This is a genomic window from Acinetobacter sp. YH12041 (assembly GCF_013419975.1).
Taxonomy (GTDB): Bacteria; Pseudomonadota; Gammaproteobacteria; order Pseudomonadales; family Moraxellaceae; genus Acinetobacter.
Genome location: NZ_VOZC01000001.1, coordinates 353,719 through 365,389, shown reverse-complemented (window position 1 = coordinate 365,389; position 11,671 = coordinate 353,719). Strand labels below are relative to the sequence as shown.

Here is an 11,671-nt window from a genome sequence, read left to right as displayed (position 1 = left end):
CTCCTAACCTCCCTTTGAAAAAGGGAGGAACTCCTCTCCTTTATTAAAGGAGGGGTTGGGGGAGGATTTTAGATTTTAAAGATTAACGCTGTTTCCGCTTTCGATATTCAACCGGTGTTTCATTGGTCCAGCGTTTAAACGCACGGTAAAAAGTACTTGGCTCCGAGAATCCAGTCAGATAAACGATACGTTCTACACTTTCATTGGTACTCGCCAATAAACGTTTAGCCAGACGACAGCGATAATCGGACAGAATCTGCTGGAAACTGGTATTAGCCTCACTGAGCTGGGTACGTAAACGGCGTGGGGTAATATTCAGTTGAGCGGCTACAGTTTCCAAAGTCGTTTCACCACTTTCTAAAGTAGAACCGATTGCACGACGTACTTCCCCGACTAAATCGTAACGAGCCAGTTCCTGTAATTTTTCAATTGCCAGCTGTTCATGTAGCTGCAACAGTTCCGGTTCTGCCTGCCAAAGCGGGAAATCAAGAATGCTTGGATCAAAATACAAACGGGTTTCTTTCTGCCCCAGACTTACCGGGCATTCATAGACCCGGAAATATTCTTCATCTGCCGCGCCTTTGGAAAAATTGAAATCGATATAGATCGGTTCAAAGCGACCTTCAGTAATAAATTTAAAGAAACGCAACACACCTGACATTGCACATTCGGTAAAGTGACGATTGACCAGACTTTCAGCGAAAGGCTGCTCACCATTGGTCAGATAGCAGCGATCGTCTTCGACCACCAGCTTGGCATGAAAGGCATCACTGATCAGACGCTGATAAGCCAGTGCACGTTTCAAGCCTTCACCAAAATTCTCTGATGAAATAAACAGATGCTCGATCACCTGTCCGCGATAGAGCGGCAAATGTTCACCCAGATGCAATCCGATATCCGGGTCCTTACTGACCTCTTCTGCGGCAACCCAGAAGGCATACTGAGCACTGAGCGGAGTACGATCATTGGTCTCCACCTGATTTAAAGCGACTCCTGCTTTTGTCAGAAGTTCTTCTGTTGGCAAACCTGCACGACGAATCGCCTGATAGCCTAAACGCAATACGACTGATGCATCCGTTAGCTGACTCACTCAAAAACCTTCCTTGTATGTACTTCATTTATACTTAAAAAGATTGAAATTAGATTAACTGTGATTGACCAAACTGACAACAGATACCACACGCTTTTTAGTTAAAAAGTTTAAACTCACACTTCGCTTATTTTACTGACAGATGATCAGTCTAACGCCCGTTACACCTTGTGTTTTGCGAAAAAATTGACTATAATTTGCGCCTTTCCAATTTATTCATTCAGGTAGGCTATGGCCAATAAAGAGGAACTCATCGAGTTCGAAGGCGTTGTCACCGAGACGCTTCCTAATACTATGTTCCGTGTACGTTTAGAAAACGGTCACGAAGTAATTGCCCATATTTCTGGTAAAATGCGTAAACACTATATTCGTATTTTGACTGGCGATAGCGTGAAGGTCGAAATGACTCCTTATGATTTGACTAAGGGTCGTATCACATACCGTGCGCGCTAAGTTTTAGCGGAAGCAAAAGCCACTCATCCAGTGGCTTTTTTATTGTCTTTTCTTTTATATCAATTCCCCTGCACATTCCCTATACTGCATTCGAAGATAATAATTTCTATTTTTCCTCTAATAAAAACAGTGAATCATTCATGCAAAAAATCTTGCTTTCTCTGATCCTAGGAATCAGCCTGAGTGCCTGCGCCACTACAAGTTCGATAAAATCACGACAACTAGATCAGCAACTACAGCAATATATTGGCAAATCTGCAGAATCAATTCGCAAGGATCTGGATTTAACTGCACTCGGTTTTAAGACCTCAAAAGCACCTGTACAAACGGAAAAACGTCTGAGTTATACTGTACTTCGCACCATTGAACTTCCGCTGGGAACACCGGCCATTCAGCAAAGTGTCAGTATAGGTGCCCCTGTACGACTCGCAACTGCACCCGGCCCGGGTTATCAGGTTGAAATGCCCTGCCAGATTCATTTTCAACTAGAACAAGGGATTGCTCAATCCGTGCAATATAGCGGACGTGCCTGTTAAGACTTATTTTTGCGTTTTATTCATTTTAAAGTGGATATAAGAGCGTTCTAAGTTGTCTTGAATTTGACAGCTACAGCTAACTGGCTGATTGATCCTGTCTTGCCTAATAATAAATTACAACAGTTCCTCTCACACTTTGCTATTACACTGTTTTTAAGCGTTCCTTGAGTAGGAGTAATGTGATGTTGTTAAGCAAAGGTACTTCTCTGGTATTGGGCTTGAGCATCCTGTTGCTCGGTCTGTCAGGGTGTGCACAAACACCCACGATCAGCCAGACCGACCGTGAAGCTTATTTACAGCAATTTATTGGTCAGAGCAGCCAGTATATTGATCGCAATTTAGATCTGAAACGTTTGGGTTATCAGCAAATCAGTGAGCCTGAACTCAGTTCCCAGCAGCTCAGCTATGTTGTGGAACGTCCTGTGACCGTTCCCTTACCGATTGCCCAGTTTCCGGCAGCAGGTACGGGCACAGTTCCGGTTCCAGTCACTGTGAGTCCTACATCAGGTTATGATGTGAATTTGCAATGCAAGATTACCTTTTTACTCAAAGACAATATTGCAACTTCTGTCAGCCTTACGGGTCAAACCTGTTAATCAAAAACAGTCATAAAAAAACGCAGCTCAAAGCTGCGTTTTTTTTACGTGGAACTAATGAGTAACTCAGTTCAATGCAGTTACCACTGCCTGACCCATTTCCACCGTACCCACTTTAGTCATGCCTTCGGACATGATGTCAGCAGTACGCAGACCTTGGTCTAGAACATTCCCTACTGCATCCTCGATGGCTTTTGCGGCTGCTTCTTCACGGAAGGTATAACGCAGCATCATGGCTACAGACAGAATGGTTGCCAATGGGTTTGCCAGGTTTTGACCTGCGATGTCTGGTGCAGAACCATGGCAAGGTTCATACATACCCTTACCATTTTCATCCAATGATGCTGATGGCAACATACCGATTGAACCAGTCAGCATTGCAGCTTCATCAGACAGAATGTCACCAAACAGGTTTGAAGTCACAATTACATCAAACTGCTTAGGCGCACGTACTAACTGCATCGCAGCATTGTCTACATACATATGAGACAGGTTAATGTCTGGATATTGCTCTTCTTTCAGTGCAGTCACGGTTTGTTTCCAAAGCTCAGTCACTTCAAGCACGTTGGCTTTATCGACTGAACATACTTTACCACCACGCAGGCCAGCAAGTTCGAACGCAACTTTGGCAATACGTTTGATTTCAGACTCTGCATAAACGTCAGTATTGAAACCTTGTTTTTCGCCATTTTCCAGTTCACGAATCCCGCGTGGTTGACCGAAGTAAATACCACCAGTCAATTCACGTACGATCAGGATATCCAGACCAGAGACGATTTCCGGTTTCAAGCTAGAGGCATCAGCCAATTGCGGATAAAGAATTGCTGGACGCAAGTTCGCAAACAGATTCAATTCACTACGTAGTTTTAACAGGCCACGTTCTGGACGGATTGAACGCTCAATCGTATCCCACTTTGGACCGCCTACAGCACCGAGCAGAATCGCGTCTGCTTTTTTCGCCTGTTCAGACGTTACGTCTGGATAAGGTGAACCGTGTGCATCAATCGCAGCACCGCCCAACAGACCTTGTTCCCATGTTAAACCCAGATTGAATTTTTCATTAACTCGTGTAAGCACCTGTTCTGCGGCTTTTACAATCTCAGGGCCAATACCGTCACCAGCTAAAATCAAAATTTGTTTAGACATGAGCTTTTCCATTTATAAGGTCAGGCATCCACCTGACTAGGTTAAATTTTTTTTTCTACAAACTCTGCAATGCCATTGATGACATTATAAGGTTTGCAAAAACGACGAATCACTTTCTGCTCTTGCAACAGGTCCACACACAATGGATCAGGTGCAGAGGCATTTAATAAACTGGTGCTACGTGCATTTCGGTCACGGAACATTTTCAGGGTATAGCGTTTATTCGCCTTAAACTGCTGGAACAGATGCAAGGTCTCAGCCTTATCCTTGCTAATCGGATAGAAACGCACCACCAGTTCATGCTGCCCTTCCGGTACAGATAAATAAATCGGATTATCCTGTTTCAGGTTTTTGGCCTGCAAACGAACCAGACGCTGATCCAGCGCTTCTGGGCTGATTCGCTTGGTGGCCTCATCCACAATCATGGTCCGATCTAAACGTTCAAACTGACAATCCGGTGTGCCTACACAATAAATCAAGGCATTGGATTTGCTTTCTGCATCTTCTTTGGCATGTTTAAGTTTGAAGGTATCAATGCTCTGACACGCGGTCATCAGCACTGATACTGCACTTAGAGCAAGCCACTGTTTCCAATACGTTGCCATGATGTCTGTATTAACCTATCAAAAAAAATTAATAATCTTCTGATATTAGCAAGGCCTTCGCAGTCATGCCATGACAATTTTTGCTGTTTTATGAATGAATTTCAGCAAATACCCATGGGCGTGATTGTTTGGTTTTTTCTTCGTAGGCACGAATATCATCTGCTGCCTGCAAAGTTAAGCCAATATCATCCAAACCATTTAACAAACAATGCTTACGGAATGGGTCCACTTCAAACTTGAAACTTTCGCCATTTGGTGTACGAACTTCCTGCGCTTCCAGATCAATCGTTAACTGATAACCTTCAGCTGCTGCACATTCCTTAAATAACTGATCAACCGTTTCTTCCGGCAAAATTACCGGCAACATGCCATTTTTAAAACAGTTATTAAAGAAAATATCAGCAAAGCTTGGCGCAATCACAGTACGGAAACCGTATTCATTTAATGCCCACGGCGCATGCTCACGGCTTGAACCGCAACCAAAGTTAGCACGAGAAATTAAGATGGATGCACCTTGATAACGTGGCTGGTTTAACACGAAGTCCGGGTTAATCGGACGAACCGAGTTATCCTGACCCGGATAACCTTCATCCAAATAACGCAATTCATCAAACAGGTTTTCACCGAAACCGGTACGTTTGATCGATTTCAAAAACTGTTTTGGAATAATTAAATCTGTATCGACATTGGCACGGTCTAAGGGTGCAACAATACCTTGTTCAACGGTATAAGCTTTCATATTTCTGCTCCTGCGTACCAATTAAAATGAACGGACATCAACAAAGTGACCGGCAATCGCTGCCGCCGCCGCCATGGCTGGACTCACCAAGTGGGTACGACCGCCATTACCCTGACGACCTTCAAAGTTACGGTTTGAAGTTGAGGCACAATGTTCGCCTGGCTGCAACTTGTCAGCATTCATTGCCAAGCACATAGAACAGCCTGGTTCACGCCATTCAAAACCAGCTTCGATAAAGACTTTGTCCAAACCTTCAGATTCTGCCTGCTGTTTCACTAAACCCGAACCCGGAACGACCATGGCCTGCTTAATGCTAGAAGCCACTTTACGGCCTTTGATTACTTCAGCCGCAGCACGAATATCTTCGATACGTGAGTTGGTGCAAGAACCGATGAATACACGGTCTAACTGAATATCTGCTAAAGGCTGACCTGCAGTTAAGCCCATATATTGATAAGCACGGTTCCAGTCATTGCGCTGTACATCATCTTTGGCCTGTTCCAAAGTTGGAACCGCTTGAGACACCGGAATCACCATCTCAGGAGAAGTCCCCCAAGACACTTGCGGTTCAATCTCTTCACCTTGTAACACTACAACTGTATCGAAGTGAGCACCTTCGTCGGAGTGCAAAGTATTCCAGTACGCAACCGCCTGATCCCATTGCTCGCCTTTCGGTGCATATGGACGGTCTTTAACATACTCAATGGTTTTTTCATCGACTGCGACCATACCGACACGTGCACCCGCTTCGATTGCCATGTTACACACGGTCATACGGCCTTCAATCGACATGTCACGGAACACCTGACCACCAAATTCAATCGCGTGACCTGTACCGCCTGCAGTTCCGATTTTACCGATAATGGCTAAAACCACATCTTTCGGTGTTACGCCTTGACCCAATTTACCGTCAACGCGTACCAACATATTTTTCATTTTCTTCTGAACCAGGCATTGGGTTGCCAATACATGTTCAACTTCTGATGTTCCAATCCCGTGTGCCAAGCAGCCAAATGCACCATGTGTTGCAGTATGTGAGTCACCACATACAACGGTCATACCTGGCAAGGTTAAGCCTTGCTCAGGACCAACAACGTGCGCGATGCCTTGACGAATATCGTTAATATCAAATTCAACAATATCGAACGTCTTACAGTTATCATCCAGGGTTTGTACCTGGATACGTGAAGTATCATCTTCAATCCCAGCCACGCCCTGCTCACGCTCTTTTTTAGAGGTCGGTACGTTATGGTCAGGTGTCGCAATATTGGCACTTAAACGCCATGGCTTACGGCCAGCAAGTTGCAAGCCTTCAAAGGCTTGTGGCGAAGTCACTTCATGCAATAAATGACGGTCGATATAAAGTAGAGCTGAACCATCATCTCGTTGTTTTACTAAATGGTCATCCCATAACTTATCGTATAATGTTTTTGCTGTTTGGGTCTCGCCTGCCATGTCGATGTGCTCCACTGGACTGGGTAAATTCTTTCGCTAATTTTGATTATATCGCTGCATTCACATAAATCTAATTTATCATTTTTATTAGTTAAAAAACTTTTTGGAATCTTTTAAAACTTAAATTAAATCATGGTTTAGCTCTCTTTTTATAAATCTAATTTTCCGATCTTTTTATTAAAAATATTCGTTTTTACAAATTAAATGAGAATTATTATTATTTCCTCATCGGCACAGATCATTTGTTTTGAGGAAGATCCACATGGCACATATTCAACGTTTCGTAGACAACAATCAGCGCATGTTCAAAAAGACATTTAGCTATTACATCATGCACATCACTGTCGCGATGTTAGTGGGCTATTTTGTCACAGGCAGTTTAACCATGGCGATTGCCTTGAGTTTATTAGAACCGACTGTACAGGCAGTTGCTTTCTTCTTCCACGAGAAAATCTGGGAAGCAAAAAGCCAGCAACAGGATGAGGAAATCACCGCATAATTTTTTGTCGATCTTCCTCTTTGAGCCACCTACCCTCGGTGGCTTTTTTTATGACATAAAATAAAACATTTAAAAATGTGTATTAATTCAACATTAAACCAATAGTTCTATATTTTTACTTTGATTTATTCTTAAATTATTACAATAATAAACTTAAGCATAAAAAAACTTTATAGGTGATCAAGATGAATCTCGCAGCTTTTGAAGCCTTTGTAAAAGTCATGGAAACAGGTTCGATTTCTTTGGCTGCAGATCAGCTTTTTATTACCCAACCGGCTGTGACCAAACGTATTCACAGTCTGGAAGAATATTTTGGGGTGAAATTATTTGAATCTGCGGGCCGTGGTGTTCAGGCCACTCATGCGGCACATTCCCTGCTGCCTAAGGTAAAAAACTGGCTGAACGAGTTGGGTGATATTCACTACACCCTGAGTCATGAACAAGGTCAGGTCCAAGGCAAACTGAAAATTGGCACCAGCCATCATATTGGCCTGCATCATTTACCGAGCCATCTGCGTGAATATGTACAGCAATATCCAAATGTGACGCTAGATGTACATTTTGTAGATTCTGAACAGGCGCATGAACAGGTCATTGCTGGTGATCTGGAACTGGCTTTCCTGACCTTGCCACCGCATGGTGATGAACGCCTAAAATATGTCACTATCTGGAATGATCCTCTGGTTTTTGTGGTCGCACCATTCCATCCACTGGCTCAGCAAAAAAACCTGTCTCTTGAAGATCTGGTGAATTACCCAAGCCTGCTGCCTTCTGCGCAGACCTATACTACGCAGATTACGATGGCCGAGTTTGAAAAGCAGGGCATCAAGCCGAAAACGACCATGAGCAATAACCCGCTTGAATCCATCCGGATGCTGGTTTCGATTGGTTTAGGCTGGTCAGTCTTGCCCAAAACCCTGGTCAACCATGACCTGCAAGAACTGGATCTGAATCTGGAAATGAACCGTCAGCTCGGTATGGTCTGGCATCCGGGTCGTACTCAATCGAAGGCGGCTGAAGCATTGGTTCAACTGATGCAAGGCCCGTCAATTTAAAATTAATTTTCACATTTCTCTGCTGCATCGATATCGATGCAGCATTTTGTTACCTAAATACATCGCATCAGTTGCTTCCTTTCAAGTACTTTTAAAAGTATCAAATTCATTTTCCTGAAGATGAAAAATTAAAACGTATTCAAGGAAGCACAGAATGCAGATCAAATCTTCTGATTCCAAAACTTTATTATCTTCTTCTCATGACCTGCTCGAAGAAATGGGTTTATGGAAACCGCTTAAACCAACGCTACACCCGACTCCCAACCTTGATTTTGAAGATGAACCGACAGCGCGTGCCGTATTACGTGATTATTTTCTAAATACCTTTGACACCTATGAGCAACTGTTTGACTGTCTGAAAAATGAAGAAGCCTTTTATGACAAACCGATTGCCTTACGTCATCCACTGATCTTTTATTTTGGTCATACTGCCACTTTTTTTATCAATAAGCTGTTGCTGGCTCAACTGATCCCGGAACGTTTAAATCCGCATCTGGAAAGTATCTTCGCGATTGGTGTAGATGAAATGAGCTGGGATGATCTGGATGAACAGAACTATCACTGGCCTAGCATTCAGGCGGTACGTGATTACCGGCATCAGGTGCGTGCCCTGGTCTTGAAAGTGATAGAACATGCGCCGCTACAACTTCCACTGAACTGGCACAATCCCTGGTGGACCATCATCATGGGCATTGAGCATGAACGGATTCATCTGGAAACCTCTTCAGTTTTAATTCGCCAGCATCAGTTACGTTATGTACAGAATCATCCGCAGTGGCGTGCCAATGTCATTACCGGTATTGCGCCTGAAAATAGTCTGATAAAGGTACCCGCAGGTCAGGTCAATTTACATAAAAATTTCGAACATGCTTTTTATGGCTGGGACAATGAATACGGCCACCATCATGCCGAAATTGCAGAATTCGAAGCCTCTAAATATCTGGTGTCCAATCAGGAGTTTTTAGCCTTTGTTGAAGCAGAAGGTTATCAGACAGCTGACTACTGGACTGAAGAGGGCCAGCAATGGTTAGCATTTTCTCAAGCCACACATCCTACCTTCTGGGTCAAAACGGAACTGGGTTGGTCCTTAAGACTGATGCTGGAAGAAGTTCCAATGCCTTGGGACTGGCCAGTCGAAGTGAATTATCATGAAGCCAAAGCTTTCTGTAACTGGAAATCAACACAGACCGGAGAATCCATTCGTCTGCCCACTGAGGATGAATGGTATCGATTGTATGCAGTTTCAGGACTGGATCCAAAATTACCAAGTCCTGAGCAAGCCAATATTGAATTAAAATATGGCCCTAACTCTTTTCCGGTGGATCATTTTCAGCATGGCGATTTTTATGATGTTCAGGGCAATGTCTGGCAATGGACCGAGACCCCGATTTATCCTTTCGAAGGCTTTCAAGTCCATCCTTTCTATGATGATTTTAGTACCCCAACCTTCGATGGCCAACATCATCTGATTAAAGGCGGTTCCTGGATTTCAGCCGGTAATGAAGCCCTGCACAGTTCACGCTATGCGTTCCGGCGACATTTTTTCCAGCATGCCGGTTTTCGCTATGTTGCCGCGGAAGAGACATCACCGCAGTTTCACTCTCAATATGAAAGTGATCAGCTGATTTCCCAATATCTGGAATTCCAGTATGGGGCGGAATATTTTGCTGTTCCAAACTTTGCCCAAAGCCTCATTCAACTGGCCCGTCCTTATTTTCAAAACATTCCGTGTCATAAAGCGCTGGATATCGGTTGTGCCACCGGACGCGCCAGCTTTGAACTGGCCCAAGATTTTGATCAGGTCACAGGTTTAGACTTTTCAGCCCGTTTTATTCAGCAAGGTGTGGTGCTGGCGCAAGGAGAGACCCTGCGCTATAGCATTCCTGTTGAAGGTGAACTGGTGGAATATAAATCCTGCTCACTGGCAGAACTTGGACTTGAACAGGTTGCCAATAAGGTCGAGTTTTATCAGGGCGATGCCTGCAACCTGAAACCGCAGCTTAAAGATTATGATTTTATTCTGGCAGCTAACCTGATTGATCGTCTGCATCATCCTAAAGCTTTTCTAAGTGAGATTCATAATCGCCTGAATATAGGCGGCATTTTGATGCTGGCCTCACCTTATACCTGGCTGGAAGAACATACAGCACGCAGTGAATGGATCGGCGGATTTAAGCAGGCGGGAGAAAACCTGAGTACCTTAGAGGGTATCAAAGCTTTGCTAAGTCCACATTTTGAAATGCTGGACGAACCTGTGGATATGCCTTTTGTGATCCGAGAAACAGCGCGTAAATATCAACATACCCTGTCCCAAATAACTTTATGGAAAAGGGTACGATAATTCCAAAATGAAAAAGCCAATCAGTTGATTGGCTTTTTGTTCACTATTCAATCCCGCTGGTAGCATCTTCATGCAGAGATTCATTGAGCTGATCCACCACAATGGCCCATTCTCCATCTGAAGCAATTTTTTCAGCCAGGAACTGGCGCTGTGCATCTGACCAATACGGCGCCTCCATCAGGTTTACATCTTTGGGTAATTGATGCTCATGAATAAATTGGGCAATCCCTTCTGCACTCGAATCCAGACCTAACTGTGCAAATAGATGAGTCATACGCGGTCTAACTTGGGTCATTTTCATTACCTCAGCGCTTGCTATCGTTATTGTCGACTTGCTTTATTTATTCTGAGCATAGCATGTTTATTCAGCAACGGGCATGTCAAAAAGTACCCTATTCTGCTTATAAAAAAGCACAACCGAAGTTGTGCCTGATTAAATCAAAAGAATTGCTTAAATCGACCAGTCCTGAATTTCCCAGCCCTGTTCTTTGGCCAATGCTTCCAGACGATCATCCGGATTCACAGCAATGGCATGATCTGCATGTTCCAGCAGAAAACGGTCATTGATTGAATCTGAATAGGCCCAAGACTCGGTCACGTCACGACCTGCCAGCCATTGTTCCAGACGGGTCAGTTTACCTTGTTGATAGCAGGCAATATTGGTCACCTTACCGGTATATTTACCATCAACGACTTCAGCATTGGTGGCAATAATTTCAGTAATCCCAAACTCACGGAAAATCGGTGCAGTAATAAAGTCCGAAGTTGCAGTAATGCCTACAATTTCATGCCCTGCATCTTTATGGCGCTGAATCGCTTTAAAACCTTCCGGACGCATCTGTGGGCGAATGACTTTTTGCATGAACAGTTGATGTAATTCGGTCAGATAATCATGGTCATGTTGGGTCAAAAACTGGAACACAAATTCATTATAGGCATAGGGATCCAGTTGACCCTTTTTATAGTCCTCATAGAACTTGTCATTCATGGCGCGGTGATGAACGGGATCCACCAGGCCTTCATTGACCAGGAATTCCCCCCAGGAATGATCCGAATCGGTGTTTAACAGGGTGTGATCGAGATCAAATAGCGCCAATTTCATGAAAATACTCGTAAAAACTGAAATTTAAGAAAAAAATTGTAAATCTATCTCCGC

13 protein-coding genes are annotated in these 11,671 nt (G+C 43.8%); 6 read left to right on the top strand and 7 right to left on the bottom strand.

Annotation, left to right across the window (positions count from 1 at the left end; translation table 11 throughout):
- Positions 1-82: 82 nt before the first annotated feature.
- The gene (locus tag FTU00_RS01730) at positions 83-1,090 is read right to left on the bottom strand and encodes an AraC family transcriptional regulator (protein WP_004781856.1); all 1,008 of its coding nucleotides are present in this window, start codon (positions 1,088-1,090) and stop codon (positions 83-85) included.
- Positions 1,091-1,321: 231 nt separating this feature from the next.
- On the opposite strand from FTU00_RS01730, the gene infA reads away from it, so the two are divergent.
- The 3 genes from infA (at position 1,322) to FTU00_RS01715 (ending at position 2,675) form a co-directional block, all read left to right on the top strand.
- A complete protein-coding gene (infA, locus tag FTU00_RS01725; protein ID WP_001284370.1) occupies positions 1,322-1,543 on the top strand; it encodes a translation initiation factor IF-1 in 222 nt (73 codons plus the stop codon).
- Positions 1,544-1,683: 140 nt separating this feature from the next.
- Entirely contained in the window at positions 1,684-2,079 is a 396-nt protein-coding gene (locus tag FTU00_RS01720; protein WP_180178953.1) for a hypothetical protein, read from the top strand.
- 182 nt (positions 2,080-2,261) lie between these two features.
- Complete coding sequence (locus FTU00_RS01715) at positions 2,262-2,675, top strand: hypothetical protein (RefSeq protein WP_180178952.1); 414 nt, start codon at positions 2,262-2,264, stop codon at positions 2,673-2,675.
- A 66-nt stretch (positions 2,676-2,741) separates the two neighbouring features.
- Here the strand turns inward: FTU00_RS01715 and leuB are convergent, their stop codons facing one another.
- The 4 genes from leuB to leuC all read right to left on the bottom strand — a co-directional run bounded on the left by leuB (position 2,742) and on the right by leuC (position 6,620).
- On the bottom strand, positions 2,742-3,821 hold the full coding sequence (gene leuB, locus FTU00_RS01710; protein WP_004781852.1) for a 3-isopropylmalate dehydrogenase: 1,080 nt from the start codon (positions 3,819-3,821) through the stop codon (positions 2,742-2,744).
- Between the two features lie 41 nt (positions 3,822-3,862).
- Positions 3,863-4,426 (bottom strand): hypothetical protein, encoded by a 564-nt coding sequence (locus FTU00_RS01705; protein ID WP_180178951.1) that lies wholly within the window; start codon positions 4,424-4,426, stop codon positions 3,863-3,865.
- Positions 4,427-4,514: 88 nt separating this feature from the next.
- Positions 4,515-5,165 (bottom strand): 3-isopropylmalate dehydratase small subunit, encoded by a 651-nt coding sequence (leuD, locus tag FTU00_RS01700; protein ID WP_005232352.1) that lies wholly within the window; start codon positions 5,163-5,165, stop codon positions 4,515-4,517.
- A gap of 21 nt (positions 5,166-5,186) precedes the next feature.
- Positions 5,187-6,620, bottom strand: coding sequence for a 3-isopropylmalate dehydratase large subunit (gene leuC, locus FTU00_RS01695; protein WP_004781848.1), 1,434 nt, complete (start codon positions 6,618-6,620; stop codon positions 5,187-5,189).
- Positions 6,621-6,882: 262 nt separating this feature from the next.
- On the opposite strand from leuC, the gene FTU00_RS01690 reads away from it, so the two are divergent.
- The 3 genes from FTU00_RS01690 to ovoA all read left to right on the top strand — a co-directional run bounded on the left by FTU00_RS01690 (position 6,883) and on the right by ovoA (position 10,515).
- Entirely contained in the window at positions 6,883-7,119 is a 237-nt protein-coding gene (locus FTU00_RS01690) for a DUF2061 domain-containing protein (protein ID WP_159123642.1), read from the top strand.
- Positions 7,120-7,304: 185 nt separating this feature from the next.
- A complete protein-coding gene (locus tag FTU00_RS01685) occupies positions 7,305-8,174 on the top strand; it encodes a LysR family transcriptional regulator (protein WP_004781845.1) in 870 nt (289 codons plus the stop codon).
- 217 nt (positions 8,175-8,391) lie between these two features.
- Positions 8,392-10,515 (top strand): 5-histidylcysteine sulfoxide synthase, encoded by a 2,124-nt coding sequence (ovoA, locus tag FTU00_RS01680; RefSeq protein ID WP_257229776.1) that lies wholly within the window; start codon positions 8,392-8,394, stop codon positions 10,513-10,515.
- 43 nt (positions 10,516-10,558) lie between these two features.
- Here ovoA and FTU00_RS01675 read toward each other — a convergent pair whose 3' ends face one another.
- Positions 10,559-10,810 (bottom strand): DUF2789 domain-containing protein, encoded by a 252-nt coding sequence (locus tag FTU00_RS01675; protein ID WP_005232362.1) that lies wholly within the window; start codon positions 10,808-10,810, stop codon positions 10,559-10,561.
- 156 nt (positions 10,811-10,966) lie between these two features.
- Positions 10,967-11,617, bottom strand: a complete 651-nt coding sequence (locus FTU00_RS01670; protein ID WP_034702389.1) for an HAD family phosphatase — start codon at positions 11,615-11,617, stop codon at positions 10,967-10,969.
- Positions 11,618-11,671 lie beyond the last annotated feature (54 nt).